Here is a 25185-nt window from a genome sequence, read left to right as displayed (position 1 = left end):
TAAAAACCGGAATGTTCAGCTTCAGATTGAAGCTTCGCGGAACAGCGGCTTCACGCTGCCGCCCCATGCGCCCTCATAAAGGGCCAACCAGTATTCGGCCTGATTCGGGCCACCTTCTGCAATCAGATGCAGCGGATCAAGGAAGTGAGCCTCATTACGAACACGCGCCCGAAGTCCCTGCTCTGCCAGTGTCAGAACCCGCTTGGCCAGAGCTTTCAGACCACCCGGGAATTCAGCCTGCATTCCCTTTGCGGGTACATCGGCACGAAGCTGCTGATAAACCTCCCAGGGCTGTTCCAGAACCAGCTTTTCAGCCGCTTCCAGCGTGGCCGGATCATACAGAAGACCAACCCAGAGTGCGGACTGCGCAACCATCATCTCCGGCTTACCGGCATCCGCGCCACGCATTTCCAGGAACTGCTTGAGCCGCACATCCGGAAATACGGTCGTCAGATGGTCTTCAAAATCGCCGATGGTCGGGGTCAGACCTTCCAGACCGGGCTGTGCCTCGCCATTCAGCCAACGAAGGAAGGAACAACCACTCACGTCGATATTCTTTCCATCACGGGCGACGAAGTACATCGGAACGTCCAGCGCCCAATCGACATACTTTTCGAAGCTGAAATCTTCTGCGAAGAACAGGGAAGGCTGACCCGCACGCTGGTTATCAGTGTCCGTCCAGATGCGGGCACGGTTGGACATGAACCCGTTGGCCTTGCCTTCCACGAAAGGTGAATTGGCAAACAGCGCCGTTGCCAAAGGCTGAAGCGCCAGAGACACACGCATCTTGCGGGCCATATCCGCTTCGCTGCCAAAGTCCAGATTAACCTGTACGGTGCAGGTCCGCGTCATCATGTCCAGACCGAGGCTCCCGACCTTCGGCATGTAATTCCGCATGATGGCGTAGCGGCTTTTGGGCATCCACGGCATGGCATCCCGGCCCCAGAGCGGCTGGAACCCAAACGGAAGGAAGCCAATTCCAAGCTCGGAAGCCGGACCACGAATCAGGTCAAAATGCTCCTGCATTTCAGCCTGCGTTTCCTGAAGCGAGACAACTGGCGCACCCGAAAGTTCAAACTGCCCCGCAGGCTCCAGGGAAATCGAGCGACCTTTCTGGCTGTTCTGACCAGCCAGACCAATCAGCGCCTCTCCATCATGAATCGGCGCCCAGTCCGGTCCTTCCAGCTTCTGAAGAAGAGCACCAATACCCTTAGGTTCGTAGGGAGGAGCCGACAGCAGCTCACGCCCGTCATCCTGTCCCGGCAGCACAAACCCGAACTTTTCATGCTCGGTGCCAATCTTCCACTCAGACTGCGGCTTGGAGCCACGCTCCAGAACCTCGACGAGCTGCGCCCGATTCTCGATCGTTGCGCTATTGGACGTGCCGGGATTGGACATGGCGGTTTTGCCTCGGTTTAAAATCGTTGTTCGATATTGATTGAACTTGTAGCAGGTCAGACGATCCTGTCACCCTCACGCGCCACGTCTGAGCGCCAGACGGGACAGGCCAGCACAAACAGCAGTCTCGGCCCGCAGCACAAGCGGCCCCAGCGTCAAAGCATGGACAGCAGAATGACGCTGAAGCAACAGAACCTCAGTATCAGAAAATCCGCCTTCCGGCCCAATCAGCAGCGCCGCCGCTTTCAACGGACCGTCTTCGCCAGGCCGACGCTCCAGCGCCGCAAAAAGCGGCTTGTCATCTGGCCAGGTGGAGAGAACGGTTTTCAACGGTTCAGGCGGGTGAATCATTGGAATATCCAGACGCTCGCATTGTTCAGCAGCCTCGGACGCAATCAGGGCAAGACGGTCCAGATTCAGACGATGGGTATTGGTTCGTTCCGTAATGACGGGTCGGAAGGCGGTCACACCCAGTTCCGTACCCATGCGGATCACAAGTTCTGTCGCGTCCCGCTTCAACGGCGCGAACAGAAGCTCCACACCGTCCGTTGGCTGCGGAGGACGCTCCATTGCCCCAAGGACAATTGTCCCACGGTCTTTGCGAAGGGTCTGGAGCGTCGCAGCCCACTCCCCGTCCGTCGCATTGAAAACACGAACAGCGTCTCCAACAGCCTGTCGCATAACATTGCCCAGGTAATGGGCCTGACCAGCAGGGAGCGGAAGTTCCAGCCCTTCCGTGAAGGTGACATCCAGAACTTCAAGATAAAGACGGGGATCAGATCGGCTCATCCTTTTCCGATAGCGCGCTACAGCCATTGACGGAAGCGCCTCCGCCACGCATCAGGGGCTTTGATGAACAAAACCAGCCCCCACACCGATATCAGCCTGACAGGCTGGACCGGCCGCCTGCCTGAGCCATGGCGGTCCTACGCGCTTCTGGCCCGGCTGGATCGGCCGGTCGGAACGTGGTTGCTGTTCCTTCCCGGCGTGTGGGGGCTTTTCCTTGCGCCAGACGCTCCGCTTGAGCTTCGCATCTTCTACACGGCACTCTTCGCGTTCGGCTCCCTTGTCATGCGGTCTGCCGGATGTGTCGTAAACGACATCTGGGATCGCGATATTGATGCCAAAGTTGCCCGAACCGCTGGTCGCCCCCTAGCCAGTGGTGCGCTTTCCCTGAAACAGGGACTCAAGCTGCTCGCTGCCCTGCTCTTCTGTGGCCTGTGTGTTTTGCTGTGCCTACCCGTGGCCTGCTGGATTCTGGCCCCTTTCGCGCTGATTCTTGTGGCCCTGTATCCCGCCGCGAAGCGTGTTACCTGGTGGCCTCAGCTTGTCATGGGCTTCACGTTCGGTTTCGGGGCCCCCATGGGCTACGCTGCGGCAGGTGGGCGCCTGGATGGGAACGGAGCCCTGCTCTATGGCGCCGTCATTCTCTGGCAGCTTGGCTTTGATACCATCTATGGTTTTCAGGACATGGATGATGATGCACGCATCGGCGTGCGCTCCACGTCCCGCCTTATGGAAAAGCGTGCCAAACCCTTTATCGCCACCTGCTATAGCCTGATGCTGCTGGCTCTGGGGCTGGTCGCCATTCACGCCCATCTGCACTTTGGCTTCTGGGTGTTCTTTGCAGTGGCAGGCCTGCTTCTTCTTCAGCAGGCCCGTACGCTTAACCCCTACGACGCACCGAACTGCCTGCGCCAGTTCAAACAAAACGTCCCGATCGGTTTCCTTCTGGCTCTTGCCTTCATCTGCGGAAGACTTTGAACACCATGCCCGTCAGACTGCAGGACCCAGCGGCATTCATCCGCGACCACACGGCAGTCGAAAGGGCCGGACTTGTGCCGGAAATCGCCCTGCATCTGGCAACAGATATCACTCCTATCTGGCAGGCCAGCGAAGCGTTTCTTGAAGCGCATGGCATTGAGCCGCCCTTCTGGGCCTTTGCGTGGCCGGGCAGCCAGCTTATCGCACGCTATATTCTGGACAACCCTGAGCGGGTTCAGGGCAAGCGTGTTCTGGACGTCGCATGCGGATGCGGTCTAGCCGCCATTGCTGCGGTAATGGCCGGGGCATCTGCTGTAGAAGCCAACGATATCGATCAAATGGCGCTGGAAGCCACTGCCCTGAACGCCACACTGAATAGTGTCACGGTGACGCTTCTTGCTGGAGATCTGGTAGGCTCAAAGCCTGACTGCGATCTCTTGGTCATCGGAGACGTCTGTTACAATGAGGCCATGGCCGCACGCATCATGCCATGGCTGCTGGACTGTGCCCAGCACTGCGAAGTCTGGCTCTGCGATCCCGGACGCCATTACGCTCCCAAACTGGATCTAGACATTCTGGCTCAACAGAACGTCCAGACCACTCAGGAGCTGGAAAGTACCGACCAGCGCACAACAACACTCTTCAGTCTGCGAGGTATTTCCGCCCAAGGCTAAGAGCGGACCCTGTTAACGCCGCGATCATCGCACCGCCAAGGCAGATAAAGGCTGGATGGGGGAAGATTGTGAAAAGGGCAGCCACGAGCAAGGCACCCGTCGTCTGTCCCCCAAGGCGTGCGACTGAGAGCATGCCACTGGCCCCACCTTCCCGGCCAGCAGGGGCCGACACCATGATGGCCCGGTTATTGGGAGGTTGGAACAGACCAAAACCACAGCCGGCCAGAAGGGTCCGCCACGCAATCGCAGCATTGCTCGCATCCAGTGGCAACAGCCAGAGCAGCAGAAAGCCAAAAGCTGTCAGCAGCAATCCCAAAGAAGACAGCACGGATGCAGGAAAACGGTCAGCCACTTTCCCGACCACGAATGACATCACAGCCACTCCAACAGCCCATGGCGCAATCAGAAGCCCAATTGTGGAATCGCCACGATGAAAGGCTGACGCCAAGGTGAAAGGCATGGCGACAATATAGAGGTTTGAGGCCACAAAGCCGAGAAATCCCACCAGGCAGGCCAGCAGAAATGGCCGCCGCGCCAGAAGATCCACAGGAACAATCGGCTCCCGACGCCCCTTCTGATACCGGAGCAGAAGCCACCAGCAGATCAGACCAGCGCCAGTCAGCAGCGATCCCGGCAGGAAGTCGCCGTGCATCAATCCATCGAGACCGATGCCAAGCAACGCAAAAGAAGCCACGGTCAGGATGGAGCCGGGAATATCAGCCTGCGTTTCGCTTCGGGGCGTTTGTGGCAGAGCAAAATGCGCCATGGCGAGAGCCGCCAAGGCCAGAGGTAGATTGATCCAGAAAATCCATGGCCAGGTCGCGACCGAAAGAACAATCGAACCAATCGTTGGCCCTAGAGCCACTCCAATACCCACAAACAGACCATTCAGGGCAATGCCCTTACCAAGCTCTGCATGAGGATAAATGAACCGTACGAGCGCGATATTCACGCTCATGATGCACGCCCCCCCAACCCCCTGGAGGGCCCGGGCCAGCGTCAGTTCCAGCAGGTTCTGGGACAGGGCGCAGCCGACAGACGTGATGAGAAACAGGAAAATGCCAATCTGGCTCATACGGGCAAAGCCTACCCGCGACCCGAAAGACGCCAGAGGCAAGAGACAGGACAGGTTGGCCAACTGATAGGCATTCACCACCCAGATCGCCCGCGAAGACGGGGCATTCAGATCATGGGCGATGGAAGGAAGCGCCACGTTCGCAATGGCGTAATCCAGAACGGAAAGCAGCAGTCCAAGCAGAACGGCTGACATGGCTTTGACACGCTGGGCTCCGTAAAGCCCAGCGTGTCGTTGGTGGTCGCAGTCGAGATCTTTCTCGCCAGCGGCAGCGACTTTCATCACGATTAACGCCCCAGATCCCTCAGTTTTTTACCGGCAAAAAGATTGGTCTCAATCGTCTCAAGAGAGACACCTTTCGTTTCCGGAACCATCATGAGCGTGACAAGCACGAAAAGTCCATTGAAAGCGGCAAACATAATAAATGTTGATGCAGCGCCCATAGCGACCATGACCATCGGGAAAGTCTTGGAAATCGCCCAGTTTGCCCCCCAGTTTGTGACAGTGGAGCAGCCAATTCCGAAATCACGTCCGCGCGTGGGCTGAACTTCGGAGCACAGGGTCCAGACAAGCGGCCCCTCACCGATTGCGAATCCAGCCACGAACAATAGAACAAACCCGCACAGAGCAATCTGAGCCTCAAAGCTCGAAGCGCCGACCGCCAACAGGATGCCCACACCCAGCAACGCCAATCCCGCAATGACGCAGCTCAGGATGAGAAGCGGACGACGGCCCCATTTGTCCACGCAGGCAATCGCCACACCCGTTAGGATCATGTTCGTCAGACCGACAAGTGTCGTAGCCCAGATGGACGCGTTGACACCAAAATGGGCCGCCTGAAAAACGCGCGGCGCATAATACAGCAGGGCATTGATCCCGGTTAGCTGCTGCATGACCTGAAGAAGCATGCCCAGATAGACAGAGCGACGGAAATTGGGATTGCTACGAAACAGGCCGAACCCGGCATCGCTGCTTTTGTGCAAACGCGCCTGAATGTCGGCCAGTTCAGCCTCTGCCACTTCTTCGTCGGAACGCAGGCTGTTGAGAACACGGCGCGCATGGTCCTTGCGCCCTTGCATCATCAACCAGCGCGGGCTGTGCGGGAGGATCAACACAATGCCCAGAAACAGCGTTGCAGGAACCGCCATGATTCCGAGCATCCAACGCCAGTGCTGACCGCTCGCCAGAAGACTGTCAGACACGAAGGCAAGGAAAATGCCGAGCGTGACCATCAACTGGTAAAAGGAAATCATGGACCCGCGAGCGGATTCGACAGTGATTTCAGAAATATAGAGCGGCGCAGCAAATGCTGCGAGACCTACGGCCAGCCCCAGAAAGACGCGTCCGATAATCAGGATCAAAGCAGACGGTGCCAGGGCGCACAGCAGCGTCCCGAGAAGAAATAAAATTGCGGCGACAAGCATGGCTCCAGTACGCCCGTATCGCGTGGAGATACGTCCAGCAATCAGAGAACCAAATGCGGCCCCTGCCATCATGGACGATACAATCCACCCTTGCAGGGCGTCACTGGCCTGAAAATCTGTAGCGATAAAGGGCAGAGCGCCTGCAACCACACCAGTATCGAGACCGAACATCAGGCCAGCAAGCGCCGCCATGATCCCCAGTGCCGTAGCGCGTGCCGTGCTGCGTTGAGGCTCCCCTGAAACGTCCTCACTGCGGACCGCAGCAATCCCGACCATAATTCCTGTTCCTCATCCTTAACTCAGGTCTGGCTCATACCTGACGGTCTTTCTAGGACCGAACACAAACCAACACCAACGTTTGGAGAGGGATAGATATACGAAAAGAGGGAGTTTTATAGTCCAGTTTAGATTTTCTGTTCCGGTATGCGTACGATGCATACCGGAACAGAAAAGAGCATCACTTATCTGCGTAAGGGTTTTTCGTGCCACGCAACTGGATACGAATTGGCACACCCGGCATATGGAACGTCTCGCGAAGGCCATTGACCAGATAGCGCTTGTACGCATCCGGCAGCATTTCAGCGCGGGTCCCAAACAGCAGGAAGGTTGGCGGACGTGCCTTGACCTGCGTCATGTAGCGCAGCTTGAGACGACGACCATCCACCAGTGGCGGCTGATGCCGGTCCAGCATTTCCTCGAACCAGCGATTGAGTTCGCCCGTCGTGACACGCGAGTTCCAGACTTCATAAGCCTTGCGGACGGCGGGAAGCAGACGATGAACACCCGCTCCTGTCAGTGCAGAGAACGTCACCACAGGAATCCCGCGAACCTGCGCCAGGGATGTCTCGATCCGGTCAGAAATAGCCTTGCGGGTCGCAACACGATCTTCAACAGCGTCCCATTTGTTCAAAGCGAGAACACAGGCACGCCCTTCTTTTTCGATCAGACGGGCAATCTGAAGATCCTGCTCATGAACGCCGAGTGTGGCATCAAGGGTCAGGACAACCACTTCCGCCATTTTCAGCGCCTCAATGGACGCAGAGACAGACATGCGCTCCAGGGGCTGCTCGACGCGTGCGCGTTTCCGCATTCCGGCCGTATCAACAAGGCGGATTGGTCCAACCTCATCGAACAGTTCGACCGAAATGGAGTCACGGGTCAGGCCAGCTTCTGGGCCAGTAATCATGCGCTCTTCGCCCAGAAGGCAATTCAGAAGCGTTGATTTACCCGCATTCGGGCGACCGACAATCGCAAGATGCAGCGGTCCAGCCGGACGCTCTTCCTGCTCTTCGCCCTCTTCAGGCTCTTCGTCACGACGACGATGGCGAACCTGGCGCGGCGCGTGTGGCAGGCGGTCCACGATCTCACCCATGAGATCGCTGATGCCTTCGCCATGCTCGGCCGAAAGAGCCAGTGGCGTACCCAGACCCAGCGAATAGGCTTCCAAAGCTGCATCAGTTCCGGCTTTGCCTTCTGCCTTGTTGGCAATCAGCATGACCGGGCGGTTCTGACGACGCAGCCAGTTGGCGAAATGGGCATCCGTGGGCGTGATGCCTGCACGGGCATCAATGCAGAACAGAACCAGATCCGCCATGGAAACAGCGGATTCGGAAGAGGCCCGCATACGCCCGAACAGCGTATCCGGCGCCGCTTCTTCAAGACCGGCCGTATCGATGATGCGGATACGGCGACCGCGCATGAGGGCCTCGCCCTCCTTGCGGTCGCGCGTTACACCAGGCTCATCCGAGACAAGCGCCTGACGGCGCCCGACGAGCCGGTTGAAAAGAGTGGATTTCCCGACATTCGGGCGCCCAGCGATAACAACGATGGGCAGGTTCTCAGAGGTCATTCGTTCAGCCATAGGCCCGCAGAACAGCATCCTGGGACAGTGTCAGCACCAGACCGTCACAGACGATTGGCTGAACCTGGCATGGCGCCGTGGTTTTACGGGTCGATTCAATTTTGCCTGTTACGGCATCAACAACCACCATGCCTTCCTGCGGCAGAGTGGAGAAACAGAGCAGCTTGCCGTTTACCAGAAGAGGACCGACCCATTGGACGGCATCCTTCTGAACTTCCTGACGGCGGAAGCGACGAAGCTGTGTAATCCAGCGCACATGACCAGACAAGCGGTCCAGACAGGCAAGCTGCTGATCCGTGGACAGGACAAACATCCAGTCGCCACAGATTGTCAGCGGTGTCTGGCCGCTGACTTCACGTTCCCAGAGGCGACGACCAGACCGCATGTCCACAGCCACGAGAACGCGGGACATGGAAATGGCGTAAGCTGTACCGTCCTTGATAACGGGGGCGCCACGGATGCACGAGAAATCCAGCATGGCGCCCATGCCGTTGGCACCGCCAAGACTGTCACTCCATACCATCTCACCGGAAGCCGCACGCAGGGCAACAAGATCGCCGCTGCCAAAGCCTGCCAGAACCACACCGTCCACAATCGCAGGCGCGGCCTGACCGAAGACGACAGTGTCCGCACCGGTTGCCTGGTACGTCCAGACCTGACGGCCCGTCGCGGCTTCAAGTGCAAACAGACGCTCGTCAATCGTTCCGAAAACGACCAGCCCGTCTGCGATGGTTGGAGCAGAACGGCCCGGCGTTCCAAGATCGACAGTCCATTTTATTTTGCCGGTTGCAGCATCGACTGCCAGCGCCTGCGCTACACCATCAACGATGTAAAGCGTGTCACCTTCCAATGCGACACCACCACCAATATTGGTGGAGCGGGACTTGGCGGGTGCCGGCTGGTGTGACCAGAGTTGCTTCATACCCGGCCAGGTCCATGCTTTCACGACACCCTGTGCGTCCGTCGTGAAGATACGACCATTTCCAATCACTGGCGGCGACTGAATTGCACCACGACTGTTCGGCAAGATGGCCACCATGGACAGGAAGCTCGTCGGATTGACCTCGGCGCCGATCGAACGGCTCCATTTGAGATCAAGGCCACTACCAATCGCATTAACCGAAACATGATCCGGCGTGCGATCCGGCTGAAGCCATTCCGTTACAGCCTGCGGGGTTGAGAGGCTGATCGGCGTATGATCTTCAGGATCAACGGTCAGGCCAGCCCCGGTGGAGAGAACGTCAACACGATGGCCAGCCAGCATTGGCTTTTCATCATCATTGAACAGGCTGCATCCGCCCAGTGCGGTCAGGGCAGCACCGGAACAGGCGACCTGTAACAGGGAACGACGGTTCACGGTCGGGGAAGATCGGTCAGGGCGGCGCATCAACCAGCGTCTCCAAAGGTTTCAAGCAGAGCCTGTGCACGGGCACGAACCCCTTCAGGCGCATCAGCATTCCCGCTGATCTGCGTCAGCAAACGCTGGGCTTCTTTCTGCTGTTCGGCAGTTGCGCCAGAACGCAGATCCAACCCAACAAGACCTTCCTGCGCCAACGCCCCCCAGGCCCCACCATTCTGGGCAAGACCTTCATAGCCGGGACGCAGCGTCTTCGGGTCTGCCGTGTTGGTCTGGGCATTCAGGACCATGTACCGCGCCAGATCCTTCAGTGCAGGTTCGGCAGCAGAATCGGACGCAACGCTGTTCCAGGCTTTCAGCGCAGAGGTCGTATCGTGATCCTGCATCTTCAGATCAGCCAGACGCAGCGCGGCATAGGAGCGAACTCCCGCCGGGCCATGATCGGCCAGATCCTGAAAAGTTGCTTCAGCCTGCTGCGTGACAGACTTGTCATGCTTGGGATCAGCCAGCGTTTCGAGTGCCGTGAAATATCGGGCAGAAGCCGCCCCCTGCGCCGCTTTGCGGGCATGAGTTTGCCATTCCCAGACGCCACCGCCGATCGCGCCTACGACGACGACACCCGCCACGACAGCACCCCATCGACGTGCAGCTGCCCGTAAGCGCTGAAGCCGAATTTCCTCGTTCACCTCTGTGATGAAATCGTCCGCCACCTGGTCCCCTGTTGGATCGGTTTTGTAAAGTTCTGGCGGAACCATACAGGTGCCGCACGTTTGCGGCAAACGCTTCGCTTGAGAAGCTGTTACCGAAAGAAACTCATCGCCGTTTTAGGGCTTCTTTAACCCCTGCCAGATGATCCTCTCCGGCATGAAGAAACCAGCCCTGCTGCTGCCATCAGCCCTGATGCTTTGCGCTCTCGGCGGATGTGCCCCGGACCGCATTGCCTCTGCCCTCACCGGCAAGGACTGCAACACAGCCTATCTCTATGACGACGAGAGTTTCTGCTCCCGTCCGGTTGGGCCGCCCCCGCCCCAGCCTTACTGCACGACCAGCTTTGAAGGGACGGATTGCTGGGCCAGGCCGGACCTGATGCCCAATGTGGCCCGCCAGACCTATGAAGGCCCGACGAGCCTTACCCCTCTGCAAAATCAGACACGTATGGGGCAGTAACGTTTTTTAGTGGTGCCCGAGCTTACGGCCAGCAGCCGTCAGTTCCGTGGACAGCTTCTGGAATGACCCTGCAATGCGGGACTGCACAGCCGCACTCGCCGTATGGATATGCGAAATCCTGGCGCTGGCTTCCTGACTGATGGCAGTCTCTTCGCGATTGGCCTGCCCTGAGACACAGGCGTTATAGGCCCGGGCCTCTTTTTCGTAAGCCGTTACGCGGTCCACGCTCTCGTTGTACTGGGCGACCGTCCCGGCCTTGACCGTGGGTGCCGTCGGCTCGGCACCACATTTGGGTGCACTCCAGCCGGAGTCGGCAGCCGTAGCTGTTCCAGCAGCAAGCACGGACAGAAGAGACAGGCCGCACAGCGCGGCAACGGGACGAATCATAAAGCTCCCTTTCTTGGTCGAAGCGTCGCGCGCCCTACGCCTCGATCAAGGCGCAAATTTGGCAAAACGTCCCGTTGCGTTTCCAATCACCTCATCGTCCTGCATGACGACTGTTCCGCGCACGATGGTTGCCATCGGCCAACCCGTCACCTGCGTGCCGTCAAAAGGCGTCCAGCCGGCCGGAGACGCGATCCAGTTATTCGTGATTTCGCGCTGCGCCTTCATGTCCACCAGTGTGAAATCCGCGTCGAAACCGACAGCCATCCGGCCCTTTGTTTGAAGTCCGTAAACACGCGCCGGACCAGCAGCCATCAGATCGACAAGGCGGGACAGGCTCAGGCGACCCGCATTCACATGATCGAGCATAACCGGCACGATCGTCTGAACGCCCGTCAGACCGGCGGGGCAGTTCGGCCACGGACGTTTCTTGGCCTCAAGCGGATGCGGCGCATGGTCGGACGAGACGACATCTACGCGACCATCCTGAATGGCCTTCCAGCTTGCTTCGTAATGATACTGATCTCGAAGCGGCGGGTTCATGACGGCGAGACCACCCAGCTTCTCGTAACACTCCGGGCCGACCTGCGTGAGGTGATTGACCAGAACTTCAACCGTCGAAACATCCCGGAAGCCTGCCAGATACTCCAGTTCTTCCGCCGTGGACGTATGAAGAATATGGGCCGGACGACCCGTCTTGCGGGCAATCGCCATAATACGACGGGTACCGAGGAATGCACATTCCACATCCCGCCAGATGCTATGTGTGGCGTAGGGCTGCCCTTCATGGAACATGGGCTTCCGTTCCTGAAGACGGTATTCGTCTTCAGAATGAAAGCAGACGCGACGATGACCGGAGCGCATGACCGCTTCGATGCCCTCATCGTCTTCAATCATCAGATTGCCGGTCGAAGACCCTGCGAAGACCTTGATTGCACAGACGCCCGGCTGCTGCTCCAACATGGCAAGATCTGGCGTGTTCTCACGGGTCGCACCGATATACATACCGACGTCCACATGGGCGACCTTGCTGATGTGCTCGCGCTTCCAGTCCAGCATCGCCTTATCGGTGACACTTGGGGACGTGTTGGGCATATCAAACACAGTCGTAACGCCACCAAGAGCCGCCGCGCGTGTTCCGGTTTCCAGGGTCTCGACAGCCGCATTTCCCGGATCGCGCAGATGCACATGACTGTCGATCAGGCCGGGCAGAACATGCAGCCCGGTCGCGTCAATCACACGGTCGGCGTCATCGTCTTTCGAAACGGACAGAGAAGCGATGCGACCATCCCGAACACCCAGATCAGCCTCGGCCTCACCCCATGGAAATACACAGCGGCCATTCCGGATAATCAGATCGTAATGCATGGTCTGTCCTCATTGAGTCTGGTGAAAGCCGCGTTCAGTTAACGCGGGAGAGCGTTTCGAAAACATCCCCATCCACTGGGATGTTTTCGATATGATGACGGTGCCACAGCGCATAGAACAGCAGCGTCCAGGTTTGTCGGGCATGTCCGCGCTGCGTTGCTGTGGAGAAAAGACGTTCGACCCGATGCGCAGGCATAATGGCCTGAATGCAGGCATGCTGCGCTACGAGCGGAGCCAGTCGTTTTGACTGCCCCTCAATCCAAGGCCCGACAGGAACGGTGAAACCCTGTTTGGGTGCAAACGGGCGAGCCTGGGGCAAAGCCTCCTGAAGCCAGCGCCGCAGAAGCCACTTGCCATACCCATCACGGACCTTGAACCGATCAGGCAAGGACCAGACAGCCTCAGCCACGACCGGGTCCAGCAAAGGAGTGCGACCTTCGGCGGAATGCGCCATCAGGCAGCGGTCCAGCTTGAGCAGAAGATCGTTCGGCAACCATTCGGCAATATCGAGGGCCTGCACAGCAGGAAGCCCCGTCAGGCTCTGCGACAATTCCATGGCAGCCAGTCCTGACCGCCATTGCCGTCCCCGCCCCGGAAGACAGCGGCCGAATGTCCCTGAACGCCAAGGAGCTCTTCCGCCCCGCCACCAGGGTTTCAGTGCACGGCGATAACGGCCATATCCGGCGAACAGCTCATCCCCGCCTTCCCCACTCAGAATTACCGTGACGTCCCTGCGAGCCTCCTGCGCGAGGAACCACGTTGGAATGATAGCGTAATCCGCAGCCGGGTCGTCCATGCACGCCACGATGGCAGGAAGATGCTGCCAGACCATGGCTTCCGTCACGGTCAGGACATGGTGATCGGCCCCGACCGAGGCTGCCAGAGCCGCAGCATCATTGGCTTCATCCGCCTTTCCGCTATCAAAACGGGCGGTCCAGGTTTTGGGGTGTGGCAGGCCCAGCTTATGAGCAGCCGCAAGAATCGTGGAACTGTCTATCCCGCCTGACAGAAACAACCCGAGGGGTACGTCAGCCCGTAAATGGGCGTGAACACTATCCAGCAGGGCAGTATCCAATCGACGAAGAGCCTGATCGTCCGTCAGATCGGCTGGAACTGGCGTTGCGGCTTCCTTGAGAACATGCCTGCGGCGGGACTCCACGATGCGACCGTCCACGATGCGCAGGGTCTCGCCTGGAAGCAGACGTCGAATACCCGGAAAGATCGTTTTCTGGCCCGTCGTAAACTGGAGTTGCAGCAGTTCATCCCGTGCTTTCCCGCGTGCGCGACGAATACCGAAACCTCCGGCCAGAAGCGCCTGTGCCTCAGAAGCAAACGCTATGCCGCCTTCATACTCCGCGATGTAGAGCGGTTTGATCCCAAAAGGATCGCGGGACAGCACCATTTCATGCTGGCCCTGTTCATTTTCCACCGCTGCAATCGCATACATGCCGCGAAGATCATGCGTGTAGCCCGTGCCGTCCCGCAGCCAGAGAGAGAGCGGCGGCTCGCAATCACTACCAGTCTTGAAATAATTGGCTGGAAAGCCCGCACGAATATCGGGATCATTATAGATCTCGCCATTAGCGATCAGAGCTGCATGCCCTACGCAAAAAGGCTGCGTCCCCCCTGCAATATCGACGATAGACAGTCGCCGGTGCCTGAGTGCTGCTCCTGCGAAATCGAGACGTCCCTCACCGTCTGGCCCGCGATGGAAAATAGCCGCGGACATGCGCTCCAGCGCAGCTTGATCCGGCGTATGACCCGGAAGGCAGGACAGTCCCGCAATCCCGCACATCAGGACAGTCCCCCATCCAGAAACTCGGACCATTTGGCCATGACAACGCTCTCGGCAAATTCGCGCTCGAACCGGGCACGACCGTTCTGCCGCAAACGTCTTGCCAGCGCTGCATCCTCAAGAATAGCTCCAATCTGACTGGCAAAAGCTTCGGCGTCTTCAACAGGAGCAAGAAGACCATCTTCTGTTCCCGCAAGAATTTCCTGCGGCCCCTGAATGGCACTTCCGACGACCGGGGCACCAGCAGACAGTCCCTCGATCACCACATTTCCAAGCGGCTCGATCCGGGAGGGACAGACCATGACGTCACAGGCTCTCAGCCAGGGGCCACTATCGGCCACCCAGCCCGGCAGGTGCACACGATCCGAAAGCCCTTCCTTCCGGATCAAATCCTCCAGCGCGGTGCGTTCCGGCCCTTCTCCACCGATCACAAGATGCACGCCCGGAAGAGGCGTCATGGCCCGGATCAGAACGTCAAAAGCCTTGTTTTCATGCAACCGCCCAAGAGCCAGTACAAAAGGCGCTTCTGGTGGCAGAAATTCCGGGCGGACCGCAGGAACAGTCGAAAAATCCGTCGCAAAATTCGGGACGTAATGCACACGGTCTGCTGGCCAGCCCTGCTTTTTCATCCAGTCCGCCAGACCGCGCGTATTGCCGATCAGATGCTCGCAACGCTGGTAATTGGACAGATCATAATATCCACCAAGACGCCCCGCCGTCCGCCATGGGCCAGACGGCAGTTTCCGGGCCGCACGGCTCATCCAGGCGACGACCACATCCGGCTGAAACTCGCGTAAACTTTTCTGAAGACGCGGCTTTGTGCCCACATCCAGCATGCCGCCGAAACGGAACGTCTGCGTCTCCACATTCGCGGCCCGCAGGCGTGCTTCACGCCCGGCATCGTGCCGGATCAAGGCCCGAACGGGGCGCTGATCCGCCGTCTGGGCCATGGAGAGGCGCTCGAAGAACAGTTCTGCCCCCCCTCGCGCAGACCCGGCCATGACATGTGCCACTCTGGCTTTTCGCCCCGAAGGAGAAGACGGTGCCACAGGCGACGGCTGGGAAGAAACGCTCATGACTTCTCTATCGGCCATGCAGCGCGGCGCTTCAAGGTCAGGTTCGGAAGGCTTCGGCTTTTCCGTCCAGAATCGCTCGTGCAACTTCAAGGACTTTCGAAGCGGGAAGCCCCATCAGAGGTGCCTCTCCCTCTGGTCCCGGAGCCGCAACAGCAAAGGCGTTTTCTCCAGATGGCGCATATTCTGACATGCGGGACGGTCCGAACAGGCCAAGCGTGGGTGTTCCCGCTGCCGCTGCGAGATGCATGAGCCCAGAGTCATTCCCAATAAAGAGCGCACACCGCCGCAGCAGGGCTGCAACTTCGCCAAGCTCCCGATTTCCACCAAGGTCGAGCGCATCCGGCAGAGCTTCCAGAACCGGCCGTGCACGTTCTTTTTCCGCCTCTCCCGGCCCATAAAAGACTACCGGCCGTAGTCCCTGCGCACGCAGACCTTCAGCTAAAGCAACAAACCGCTCCGGCGGCCAGATCTTGCCATCCCAGTTTGCAGTTGGCCCCAGAGCGAGCCATTGTCCGCTCGGGAGAAGCGTACGCGCCATTGCCTCCTGATGGTCGGACACACAGACACGCGGCATAGGCATCTGACGACGTCCGAGTGCCCGACCAAGCTGCTCGACCTTGCGCCCGTCCCGACGCCCACCCCGAACAATCAATCGATGGCGCGTTCGCAACGTAAGACTCAGCAGCGAGCCACGAAGGTCAACCACCATGAACCATCGGGTTCTCACGCATTGCTGCCAGAGATCCAGCCAGTGGCGATCATGCCGACGCTTTTCCAGTGTAATGACGCGCTCACACCGGGGATCAGGCTCGAACAACCCCGCCGCGACCGGGCCGCAGACAACTGTGAAAAGCGCGGCAGGATAACGCGCCTGCAATGCTCCCAGAACCCCTGTCGAAATAACAGCATCGCCCAGCCGGTTGGACGTAATGAACAGAATTTTCATTAGTCGCGACGCCACACCGGCTCCTTGAGGCCGTCTACGAAAGCCGCATGGGCGGCCAGTTCTTCCGCAGTGGGAGGCGCCATTTTCCGGGGTGTACGATTGGCCAGGAAGTCTTCTGCCCCTGCGAGATTTTTGTTCCGCGATGGACCAGCCAGTCCAAGTCCGCGCTGACGGCCACCCATCAGTTCGACATACACTTCGGCCAGAAGTTTACAGTCCAGCAGCGCGTTATGGGTTCCACGCTGGGACAGGTCGATGTTGAAGCGACGGCACAGCGCATCTAGGCTGGCGGGCATCCCCGGATACTTCTTGCGCGCCATTTCGACGGTATCGACCGCCCGACTGGCATAATCCAACGGGGCGCGACCACACTTCTCAAGTTCGGCATTCACGAATTTGAAGTCGAAGCGTGCGTTATGGGCGATCATCGGAGAATCCGCGATGAACTCCAGAAATCCATCCGCGATTTCGGCGAACTTCGGCGCGCCCTCCAGATCCTCGATCCGAAAACCATGCACCTTTGTCGCTTCAGCCGGAATGTCGCGCTCCGGATGCACCATAACATGATAATGATTGGTGGTCGGCAGATCATCGATCAGTTCGATAGCCGCAATTTCGATGATGCGATCGCCCTGCTCTGGGTCAAAGCCTGTGGTTTCCGTATCGAACAGGATTGAGCGTTTCATGGGGCCTCGCGCAGACGGTGCAGAAGAGCGCGAACCTGCCGGGCAGCAGATCCGCGGGAAAGCCCGGTTCGTATCACGATGTGCGCTCGGCGTCTGCGTTCATGGTCTGGCATCTGCCGGGCCAGCAGGGACCGCGCCTGCTCCTCAGTCATTCGTGTTTGTCCGCGTCCGCGCTGTCGGATGCGGCTCAGACGCGTCGTCATCGGGGCCTGCACCACCACCACGACATCGCAGTTTTGGTCCTCCCGAATTTCCATCAAAAGCGGAATATCCAGCATGCAGAACGGCTCTTTGCGCGCCCGGCATTGCCGCAGGAAACGTGCTCGTTCAGCGCGAACCAGCGGGTGCATAACGGATTCCAGCCGTTTCAGCGCCAGTTTATCGCCAACAACCGCCTGACGCAGGGCCTGGCGATCAAGCTGCCCCTCCGTGACGGTACCGGGAAAAAGGCGTGCAATTTCGGGGAGAGCCTTCCCGCCCGGCGCCTGTAGCCCGCGCACGGTCGCATCGGCGTCAAAAACCGGCACACCAGCCCGGCGGAACAGGGCGGCAACCGTACTCTTCCCCGCTGCCATCCCGCCCGTGAGGCCAATGATCTTCATGACTCAGCGCAGGCTGGCAGCCAAAAGATTGAACGTCGCCTCATCCACTTCCGCGTCAACACCGAACCAGGAACGGAAACCGGCCCGTGCCTGATGGATGAGCATTCCCAACCCATCAACAGTGCGCAGACCTTCCTTCTGGGCAGCTATCAGCAGCGGGGTATCGCGTGGGGTATAAACAATATCCGTCACGCACAGATTGGCCCCGGCCTGACGCAGTAGCGGTTTCCAGTCGATATCCGCTTTGTTGTTCATGCCAAGGGACGTTGCGTTGACCAACAGGGAACACCCCGACAGCAGATTTGGCCAGTCATACCACTCCACCGCTTCCCCGCCCTTCAGGGCTGCAACCATGGCTTCGGCCCGTTCCATCGTGCGGTTTGCCACGATAACCTCGCATCCACGATCCAGCAGCGCCGCAGCAACTGCGCGGGCGGCTCCCCCTGCACCAAGGATCAGTGCACGACCTGACAATGTGACGTCATGGGCCGTCAGATTATCGCAGAAGCCCGTTCCGTCCGTGCAATCCCCGATGATCTGGCCATTTTCAAAACGAACGGTGTTCACCGCACCCGCCCGCCTGGCCGTATCCGTCAGGCGGTCACAGGCGCGCATGGCCGCTTCCTTGTGCGGAATCGTGACATTAACGCCCTGGAATCCGGCAGCAGCCAGACCTTTCAGGGCAACATTAAAATGCTCAGGACGCGTTGGCAGCGGGACATATGCGCCATTGACGCCATGCACACGACACCAGTGATTGTGCAGCAGCGGGGAGCGTGAGTGCTCGACCGGCCAGCCCATGACGCCAGCAAGTTTGGTATGTCCGTCAATCATGCAGCCAGTCTCTCCCAGACCTGAGGCAGAAGCCGCGCAAGGCGCGCTGCCCATTCCCGTTGTCCCGCCTCATCAGCGATAAGATCCTGCCGGAGTTCAATTTCCAGATATGGCAGGCCGTTCGCTTCTGCGTGACGGGGGACGGTGTATTCGTTGCTGTCCGTCAGGACATAGGGTTCATTGTCGCCCACACAGAGGTCTCCCTCTGCACGAAGCATTTCGATCATCGCCTGCGCCAGACGACTATCTTTATGATGCAGGATTCCGATCTGCCATGGCCGCTTTACACCTGCCATTTCCGGCGTGAAGCTGTGCAGGGCAATAAGAGCCGTCGGGCGTCCTTCCCGCTCCAGCAATGCTTCAGCGATCGCATCATGATAGGGGTGCAGGATTTCGCGTTCGCGTCGGGCACGACACTGAAGCGGAGCGGCACTGTTGCCCGGAACAGGCGTTCCGTCACTGACATGCGGCATGGACGTCGGATGGCCGGGCGCGCGATTACAATCGATGACGAGACGGGAATAGACCTGCTCAATCAGAGTTGAGCCCAGCCTCTCATGCAAAGCCCGCCCGACCCCGAGAATGCCAATATCCCAGGCGATATGCCTCTGCCATTCCGCCTCTTCCACCCCCAGAAATCCAAGCGTTCGGGGAACGGCTTTGCCTGCATGGTCACTGACCAGAACGAATGGCGAGGGCCGCGTTTCGGGAAACAGAAGGAATGGTGCCGGATCATCGGCACCCAGCAGAGGAAGGGACATTGGCTCTTTAGTGTTGTTAACCTGCGAGAGCAGACAGAGTATGGCGGACCGCATCCGCAGACCAGTCCATATTCCCGATTGCTTCGGCCACGACCTCTCCCCTGGCGTTCAGCAGCAGGGAGCGTGGCACACCATGCAGAGACATGACGCTTGGTGTCAGATCCTTGAGATCCGCCGGCCGAACCTGTTTGACAGACGCCACCAGAGCGTCCTGATCCGCCGTTTCCATCATGACGGAAGACATCGGGTCCACCAGCAGAGGCAGCGCATCAATCTGATGGGCGTCATAGAAAGCACGGACCTTGGGGATGGTGCTTCCACGCACAGCCACTGTCACGATCTGCGGCCCCTCTGCACCCAGCGCCTTGGCTGTCGCATTCACGGACGGCAGTTCACGGATGCAGGGCGGGCACCACGTTGCCCAGAAATGCAGCACGAAGGGTTTGCCGAACCAGTGTGACAGAGGAACGTCCTGATTCTGCTCGTTCTTGACAGACAGGGCTGGCAGAACACGCGGTTTGGCGAGAACACCAAAAGAGTTCGGGACAAAAGAAATACCCTTGTCTTCGGCAGGCGCACTGAATGCGCGGGATGTCGCAAGAAGCCCTGCAGCCCCGGTGAGAGCCGCACGACGGGTTAATGAAAAAGCCATCCGTTAGATCCTGATATCGTCAGTGGAATAAAATTTCAGAGTTCGGCAAAAATATCGTGAAGCTGCTGGGCAGCATTCGGTGCAGACCAATTGACCCCGCCCTCGGCCGAGGCCCGAAGACGGCCTGATCCATCGATCAGATACGTCACAGGAATGGCAACATCGGATGTCTTGAGCCATGCTTTGTAGGCTGCTTTGTCCACAGTCCACGCAGGAATATGCTTCAGACCCGCCGCATCCAGAAAGGCTGCAACCTTTTCAGGTGTCGCGCTGGCAACAGCGACAGGGATGATCGGACAGTCCGTTCCAAGGGACGCCATGAAAGCGTCCAGCTTTGGAAGCTCCTGCTTGCAAGGGCCACACCAGGTTGCCCACACATGCAAAAGAAATGGCTTACCGCGCTGAGCTTCGAGGCTTGTATTTGCGCCAGACGGACCGGATAACTGCAGAGTGACTGGATCAAGCTGCGCCTTGCCAGCCTTCAGGCTCTTCACAGACCGAAGATTTTCCTGCTGTTCCGCCCACGCTGCCCCTGACAGGGCCGCAGCAATGCTGACACAGCCAACACCCGCGATAAATCCACGCCGTCCAATCGGGATTGTCATTAAAACACTCTCTTTTCTGTTCCCATTCCCACAACACCATCACTTTTTCAGAGCCGCAATCATTTTTCTGAACTGCGTGATCGCGTCCGGGGCTCCCCAATCCATTTCCTCTTCAATAAACGCTGGCAGACAGCCCTGAGAATCAATCAGAATGTGCTGGGGAAACTGAGTTCACTCACGCCCAGCCACGCTCGGAAGTCGTGCCGATCTACGATCCATGGATCGATATGGGTCAGATTGGGGTTTTGGCAAAAACAGCCATCGCGTCCGCTGCTATGCTAAGACATGACACTAGGAACAATCGGTTTTGGACGATCTTCAGCATGTGCGGAATTGCGCAGGCTGGCCACGGCAGCTAGGCTTGGGCCTCCTGAAAGAAGGGTTCGCCGGTCGACCTGCTTCTGTTTCACCCTGTTACGGTCATCATGAAAAACGTTCCTGTCGAAAAAGAAACCGATGCTGCCTCGAGCTTTGAAGGCACGGCTGCCAACCCGCAATGGGGTGGTCGTTTTGCCTCCGGACCGGCCGCCATCATGAGCGAAATCAACGCCTCCATTGGCTTTGACAAAGTTCTCTGGCGCCAGGATATCCGCGGCTCTCTCGCCCATGCCGCCATGCTCCAGAAGGTTGGCCTGCTGACGGAAACCGAACTGGCAGAAATCCGGCAGGGTCTGGGTGATATCGCGCAGGAAATCGGCGACGGACGTTTCGAATTCTCCCCGGCCCTCGAAGACATTCACATGAACATCGAGGCCCGCCTGTCCGAGCGGATTGGTGAAGCTGGCAAGCGCCTGCACACAGCACGCTCACGCAACGATCAGGTGGCGACAGACTTCCGCCTGTGGGTCCGTGATGCGATTGACGGGCTTCAGGAGCAAACCGCGTCCCTCATGCGGGCTCTGGCAAAACGCGCCCTTGAGTACCACGCCACGCCGATGCCCGGCTTCACGCATCTTCAGGTCGCTCAGCCTGTGACGTTTGGTCATCATCTTCTGGCTTACGTTGAAATGCTGTCCCGTGACCGGGGCCGTCTGCGCGATGCGCGGGCACGCCTGAATGAGTGCCCGCTGGGGTCTGCTGCTCTGGCTGGAACGTCCTTCCCGATCGACCGCGCCATGACGGCAGCGGCGCTGGATTTTGACCGCCCAACAGCAAACTCCCTTGACGCTGTGTCTGACCGGGACTTCGCACTGGAGTTCCTGTCCGCGCTCTCCTTGCAGGCCATGCATCTCTCCCGTCTGGCGGAAGAAATCGTCATGTGGGCGTCAGCTCCGTTCGGCTTCGTCACGCTATCCGATGCATTCACAACCGGCTCATCCATCATGCCGCAGAAGCGCAACCCGGATGCTGCTGAGTTGGTCCGTGCGAAGATCGGCCGCATCATGGGCAACTTCACCGGCCTGCTGACGGTCATGAAGGGGCTTCCGCTGGCCTATGCCAAGGATACGCAGGAAGACAAGGAACCTGTCTTTGATGCGACGGAGGCCATGACGCTGTCCCTCGCTGCCATGGACGGGATGATCCGCGATCTGAAGCCGAATGAAACGCGGATGCGCGAAGTTGCCGGTATGGGCTTCTCGACTGCAACCGATCTGGCGGATTGGCTGGTTCGGGAACTGCGCGTTCCATTCCGGACGGCCCATCACGTCACGGGGCGTCTTGTAGGTCTGGCGGAACAGCGTGGTTGTGATCTGGCGGACCTGTCTCTTGAAGACATGCAGGCCGTGGAACCGGGCATCAACGCCGGCATTTTCGATGTTCTAACGGTTGAATCTTCCTTGGCGTCCCGCACCAGTCTGGGCGGAACCGCTCCATCCAACGTGCGTCAGCAGGCTCAGGTCTGGCTGGAAAAACTTGGAGACGCTGCATGAGACGTTTTCTGCTTGTTGGCCTGACCCTCGTAGCACTTGGCACCGGCCTGAGCGCGTGCGGAAAGAAAGGGGCTCCTCACGCCCCCGGTCCGGCTTCAGACATCACCTATCCGCGCAGTTATCCGCCTGAATAATTGACGTTTGCAGGGATCTGTGAACGCGTGAAAAACAGCCTGTAAAAATCGGTAGATTTTCAGGAATGGAAATTCTCTTTCTGTATCAATATGTTGTCAGGAAGAGTGTTCCCCGCGTAAGCGGGGATGAACCGAAATAAGGATGCGTCCTTCATCTCGGATTGATGTGTTCCCCGCGTAAGCGGGGATGAACCGGCAGCTTTCTTCTTCGCGTCCGTTGGCGCATCGTGTTCCCCGCGTAAGCGGGGATGAACCGACGAACGAAAGCATTTTCTCGATTGAGGTCATGTGTTCCCCGCGTAAGCGGGGATGAACCGTTCTGCCATTACAGAGCGGCGAAACATTACTCGTGTTCCCCGCGTAAGCGGGGATGAACCGTTTGGGGGCGTATCGTCGGAGTAAACCGCATTGTGTTCCCCGCGTAAGCGGGGATGAACCGTACCATCTGTCTGAGAATACAGCGGGCGGTGGGTGTTCCCCGCGTAAGCGGGGATGAACCGATACCTAACGAGCAGGCCAGATCGGCACTATGGTGTTCCCCGCATGTGCGGGGATGAACCGCTGGTGATCCCTAGGACATAGCAGACGGCCGAATGTTCCCCGCATGCGCGGGGATATTCTCAACTTTGAAACGCTACGCCGCTTTTTCAATCTCAGACATAACAGGGGTATGGCCGCTCCCGGCGAGCGGCTACGATCAGCTATCCCCCAGCGCTTTAACCACCAGTGGGTGCTGCAGCACATTCTCTGCAGACCAACCCAGCGAGCGGAGGACACGCACCCCCTCTGCGCCGTCACGTTTGGAGAGCTTTTTTCCCTCATCATCCAGAATGAGGGCATGATGCCTGTAAGCAGGTTCAGGCCATTTCATCAGAGCCTGAATCACACGATGAACGGATGTGGCAGCGTAAAGGTCCTGTCCTCTTGTGACGCAGGTTACGCCTTGTAGGGCGTCATCATGGGTCACGCACAGATGGTAAGACACACCTGTGTCTCTGCGCCCCAGAACGATATCGCCAAATTCTTCAGCGCGCCCCGCAATCCGTCCCTGCCCGACTTCATACCAGGACGGCACACCGTGGATTTCATTCAGGGCCCGCTCCATGTCGAGCCGCCAAACCGGACTCCGTCCATTTTCTGACGCGCCTGTCCTGCACGTTCCCGGATAAACAGTGCTTCCGTCGGGAGCCTGCCGACCGGAGGTCGCAGCGGCGATTTCGGATCGGGTGCAAAAGCAGGGATAAAGTAACTTGCGCTGCCGGAGATGATTCAGAACAGCCTTATAGGCATCGATGTGCTGCGACTGCTGACGGACCGGTTCAGTTGGCCACAAACCAAGCCACTGAAGATCCTGCCGAAGACTCTCTGTCAGATCAGGTGTGCAGCGTGTCGTATCAATGTCCTCAATGCGTACCAGAAAGCGTCCCGACGGCCCGGCCGTTTGCCGCGCATGGAGCGCGGACACGACGTGCCCGAGATGCAGGTATCCGGTCGGGCTTGGAGCAAAGCGGGTTACAGGCGGAAGCGTCATCAAGCTGTCATCAGGGTTTTCTTGCAGTCTGGGGAGTTTACTGAAATAGTCGTTTCAAAGAAGCCGACGACGCATGTTTATCGGCGTTTGTCTTACTGTTTTCTACGCCGAAGTTCCCGCATGTGCCGTCCTCTCAAAAAGGGATGCGCGTGGTGCCTGTCAGTAGTCAGCATTTTCCGGCTCTTGTTCTGAATGCGGATTTCCGTCCGCTGTCGTATTTTCCGCTCTCGCTATGGTCATGGCAGGAAGCCGTGAAGGCTGTCTTTCTCGATCGGGTTTCCGTTCTGTCTGAATATGAAGACGGCGTCGTTCATTCCCCAAGCATGACAATGCGCCTCCCCAGCGTCATTGCCTTGAAGGACTATATTCCCTCAGCCCGCAAACCTGCTTTCACGCGCTTTAATGTGTTCCTGCGGGACAATTTTTCGTGTCAGTACTGCCATGACCGATTGCCAACGCATGAACTGACATTCGATCACGTCATTCCCCGCGCCAAGGGGGGCAAGACAACCTGGCAGAACGTGGTGACAGCCTGCAGCCCCTGCAATCTCCTCAAGGGTTCCCGGCTTCCCAGCGAAATCGGCATGTACCCTCACCGGAAACCGGATCAGCCAAGCAGCCGCCTCCTTCAGGAAAACGGGAGGACCTTCCCGCCCCACTATCTCCATGAAAGCTGGCGTGATTATCTGTACTGGAACACTGAACTGGAGACGTAAGTCCGCGTTCAGTGTCTCCAACTCAGCAAGGATCACATTCCATGCGTAAAAGTTTTCTGACTGCTGCTCTGGCCCTTGGCCTGTCTGTCACGGCTCTTCCGGCTTCGGCTGAAACGATCCATCTTTTCGGTCCGTTCAAGGGCGAACACGGTGCAACGTCCCCGATCAAGGGATCAGCATCCGCCATGCTGGACACGACCAAGAACACCCTCACCTATCGCTTTGAAGACAATGGCCTGACAGGCCCCGTCACCGCAATCCATCTGCATGGACCGGCCGCAGAAGGCGAAGATGCAGGCGTCCTCGCACCAATCAATGGTCCCTACCAGACGCGCATGACTGGCACGCTGAACCTGACGGCCGATCAGGTGAAAGACGTTCTGGCAGGCAAGAGCTACATCAACCTGCACACCGAAAAATTCCCGGATGGTGAAGCCCGCGCCCAGCTCACAACAGAGCTGACCGGCCACAAACATCACGGCAATCACTAAGCCATAAAAAAAG

Annotated in this window: 26 protein-coding genes and 1 CRISPR repeat array; of the genes, 7 read left to right on the top strand and 19 right to left on the bottom strand. The window is 58.4% G+C overall.

Annotated features, from left to right (window positions below):
- Positions 1-21: 21 nt before the first annotated feature.
- A complete protein-coding gene (locus GJA01_RS11085) occupies positions 22-1398 on the bottom strand; it encodes a glutamate--cysteine ligase (RefSeq protein WP_062503577.1) in 1377 nt (458 codons plus the stop codon).
- Positions 1399-1473: 75 nt separating this feature from the next.
- The gene (locus GJA01_RS11080; protein ID WP_062503576.1) at positions 1474-2214 is read right to left on the bottom strand and encodes a 16S rRNA (uracil(1498)-N(3))-methyltransferase; all 741 of its coding nucleotides are present in this window, start codon (positions 2212-2214) and stop codon (positions 1474-1476) included.
- Between the two features lie 36 nt (positions 2215-2250).
- Here GJA01_RS11080 and ubiA point away from each other — a divergent pair, with 36 nt between their 5' ends.
- Together ubiA and GJA01_RS11070 are read left to right on the top strand one after the other, a co-directional pair.
- Positions 2251-3162: a 4-hydroxybenzoate octaprenyltransferase gene (gene ubiA / locus GJA01_RS11075; RefSeq protein WP_062503574.1), complete on the top strand. Its 912-nt coding sequence runs from the start codon at positions 2251-2253 to the stop codon at positions 3160-3162.
- A gap of 5 nt (positions 3163-3167) precedes the next feature.
- Entirely contained in the window at positions 3168-3836 is a 669-nt protein-coding gene (locus GJA01_RS11070; protein WP_062503572.1) for a class I SAM-dependent methyltransferase, read from the top strand.
- Here GJA01_RS11070 and GJA01_RS11065 read toward each other — a convergent pair.
- The 5 genes from GJA01_RS11065 to GJA01_RS11045 all read right to left on the bottom strand — a co-directional run bounded on the left by GJA01_RS11065 (position 3805) and on the right by GJA01_RS11045 (position 10263).
- On the bottom strand, positions 3805-5193 hold the full coding sequence (locus GJA01_RS11065; protein WP_172794466.1) for an MFS transporter: 1389 nt from the start codon (positions 5191-5193) through the stop codon (positions 3805-3807). The genes GJA01_RS11070 and GJA01_RS11065 overlap by 32 nt on opposite strands.
- Positions 5194-5198: 5 nt before the next feature.
- The gene (locus GJA01_RS11060) at positions 5199-6611 is read right to left on the bottom strand and encodes a sugar porter family MFS transporter (RefSeq protein ID WP_010502395.1); all 1413 of its coding nucleotides are present in this window, start codon (positions 6609-6611) and stop codon (positions 5199-5201) included.
- Positions 6612-6792: 181 nt separating this feature from the next.
- The gene (der, locus tag GJA01_RS11055) at positions 6793-8184 is read right to left on the bottom strand and encodes a ribosome biogenesis GTPase Der (RefSeq protein WP_034881641.1); all 1392 of its coding nucleotides are present in this window, start codon (positions 8182-8184) and stop codon (positions 6793-6795) included.
- 4 nt (positions 8185-8188) lie between these two features.
- Complete coding sequence (locus GJA01_RS11050) at positions 8189-9583, bottom strand: PQQ-binding-like beta-propeller repeat protein (RefSeq protein WP_062503568.1); 1395 nt, start codon at positions 9581-9583, stop codon at positions 8189-8191.
- A complete protein-coding gene (locus tag GJA01_RS11045) occupies positions 9583-10263 on the bottom strand; it encodes a tetratricopeptide repeat protein (RefSeq protein ID WP_253783243.1) in 681 nt (226 codons plus the stop codon). Before GJA01_RS11045 ends, GJA01_RS11050 begins: the two co-directional genes overlap by 1 nt.
- Before the next feature lie 154 nt (positions 10264-10417).
- On the opposite strand from GJA01_RS11045, the gene GJA01_RS11040 reads away from it, so the two are divergent.
- Positions 10418-10720 carry a hypothetical protein gene (locus tag GJA01_RS11040; protein ID WP_010502387.1) on the top strand — a complete coding sequence of 101 codons (303 nt, stop codon included), beginning with the start codon at positions 10418-10420 and terminating at the stop codon, positions 10718-10720.
- 6 nt (positions 10721-10726) lie between these two features.
- Here GJA01_RS11040 and GJA01_RS11035 read toward each other — a convergent pair whose 3' ends face one another.
- Genes GJA01_RS11035 through GJA01_RS10985 form a run of 11 tightly spaced genes read right to left on the bottom strand, consistent with a single transcriptional unit; the run spans position 10727 to position 20429 of the window.
- Positions 10727-11107: a hypothetical protein gene (locus tag GJA01_RS11035; RefSeq protein ID WP_010502385.1), complete on the bottom strand. Its 381-nt coding sequence runs from the start codon at positions 11105-11107 to the stop codon at positions 10727-10729.
- Between the two features lie 45 nt (positions 11108-11152).
- The gene (locus tag GJA01_RS11030) at positions 11153-12472 is read right to left on the bottom strand and encodes a dihydroorotase (protein ID WP_062503563.1); all 1320 of its coding nucleotides are present in this window, start codon (positions 12470-12472) and stop codon (positions 11153-11155) included.
- A 34-nt stretch (positions 12473-12506) separates the two neighbouring features.
- Positions 12507-14267, bottom strand: a complete 1761-nt coding sequence (asnB, locus tag GJA01_RS11025; protein ID WP_062503562.1) for an asparagine synthase (glutamine-hydrolyzing) — start codon at positions 14265-14267, stop codon at positions 12507-12509.
- Positions 14267-15343: a glycosyltransferase gene (locus GJA01_RS11020; protein WP_062503560.1), complete on the bottom strand. Its 1077-nt coding sequence runs from the start codon at positions 15341-15343 to the stop codon at positions 14267-14269. The genes asnB and GJA01_RS11020 overlap by 1 nt, the downstream gene beginning before the upstream one ends.
- 37 nt (positions 15344-15380) lie before the next feature.
- On the bottom strand, positions 15381-16289 hold the full coding sequence (locus tag GJA01_RS11015) for a glycosyltransferase family 9 protein (protein WP_062503558.1): 909 nt from the start codon (positions 16287-16289) through the stop codon (positions 15381-15383).
- On the bottom strand, positions 16289-16975 hold the full coding sequence (gene dnaQ / locus GJA01_RS11010) for a DNA polymerase III subunit epsilon (protein WP_062503556.1): 687 nt from the start codon (positions 16973-16975) through the stop codon (positions 16289-16291). Before dnaQ ends, GJA01_RS11015 begins: the two co-directional genes overlap by 1 nt.
- Positions 16972-17577 (bottom strand): dephospho-CoA kinase, encoded by a 606-nt coding sequence (gene coaE / locus GJA01_RS11005; protein WP_062503554.1) that lies wholly within the window; start codon positions 17575-17577, stop codon positions 16972-16974. Before coaE ends, dnaQ begins: the two co-directional genes overlap by 4 nt.
- Positions 17578-17580: 3 nt before the next feature.
- The gene (locus GJA01_RS11000; RefSeq protein ID WP_062503552.1) at positions 17581-18411 is read right to left on the bottom strand and encodes a shikimate dehydrogenase; all 831 of its coding nucleotides are present in this window, start codon (positions 18409-18411) and stop codon (positions 17581-17583) included.
- A complete protein-coding gene (locus GJA01_RS10995) occupies positions 18408-19172 on the bottom strand; it encodes an N-formylglutamate amidohydrolase (protein ID WP_062503550.1) in 765 nt (254 codons plus the stop codon). The genes GJA01_RS11000 and GJA01_RS10995 overlap by 4 nt, the downstream gene beginning before the upstream one ends.
- Before the next feature lie 16 nt (positions 19173-19188).
- Positions 19189-19824, bottom strand: coding sequence for a TlpA disulfide reductase family protein (locus tag GJA01_RS10990; RefSeq protein ID WP_062503548.1), 636 nt, complete (start codon positions 19822-19824; stop codon positions 19189-19191).
- 35 nt (positions 19825-19859) lie between these two features.
- The gene (locus tag GJA01_RS10985) at positions 19860-20429 is read right to left on the bottom strand and encodes a TlpA disulfide reductase family protein (RefSeq protein WP_010502367.1); all 570 of its coding nucleotides are present in this window, start codon (positions 20427-20429) and stop codon (positions 19860-19862) included.
- A gap of 425 nt (positions 20430-20854) precedes the next feature.
- Here GJA01_RS10985 and argH point away from each other — a divergent pair, with 425 nt between their 5' ends.
- Both argH and GJA01_RS15270 read left to right on the top strand, forming a co-directional pair.
- Positions 20855-22300, top strand: a complete 1446-nt coding sequence (gene argH, locus GJA01_RS10975; protein WP_062503546.1) for an argininosuccinate lyase — start codon at positions 20855-20857, stop codon at positions 22298-22300.
- Entirely contained in the window at positions 22297-22434 is a 138-nt protein-coding gene (locus tag GJA01_RS15270) for a hypothetical protein (RefSeq protein ID WP_010502363.1), read from the top strand. Before argH ends, GJA01_RS15270 begins: the two co-directional genes overlap by 4 nt.
- A 105-nt stretch (positions 22435-22539) precedes the next feature.
- Positions 22540-22995: direct repeats of the CRISPR family, unit length 29 nt; unit sequence GTGTTCCCCGCGTAAGCGGGGATGAACCG.
- A gap of 136 nt (positions 22996-23131) precedes the next feature.
- On the opposite strand, the gene gluQRS is transcribed toward GJA01_RS15270, so the two are convergent.
- Positions 23132-23965, bottom strand: a complete 834-nt coding sequence (gene gluQRS / locus GJA01_RS10970; RefSeq protein WP_062503544.1) for a tRNA glutamyl-Q(34) synthetase GluQRS — start codon at positions 23963-23965, stop codon at positions 23132-23134.
- 143 nt (positions 23966-24108) lie between these two features.
- Here gluQRS and GJA01_RS10965 point away from each other — a divergent pair, with 143 nt between their 5' ends.
- Both GJA01_RS10965 and GJA01_RS10960 read left to right on the top strand, forming a co-directional pair.
- Complete coding sequence (locus GJA01_RS10965) at positions 24109-24681, top strand: HNH endonuclease (RefSeq protein WP_010502360.1); 573 nt, start codon at positions 24109-24111, stop codon at positions 24679-24681.
- A gap of 41 nt (positions 24682-24722) precedes the next feature.
- Positions 24723-25172 (top strand): CHRD domain-containing protein, encoded by a 450-nt coding sequence (locus tag GJA01_RS10960; protein WP_010502359.1) that lies wholly within the window; start codon positions 24723-24725, stop codon positions 25170-25172.
- Positions 25173-25185: the final 13 nt, after the last annotated feature.

Source organism: Gluconobacter japonicus (genome assembly GCF_002723975.1).
Taxonomy (GTDB): Bacteria; Pseudomonadota; Alphaproteobacteria; order Acetobacterales; family Acetobacteraceae; genus Gluconobacter; species Gluconobacter japonicus.
This window is presented reverse-complemented; position numbering and strand designations above follow the sequence as displayed.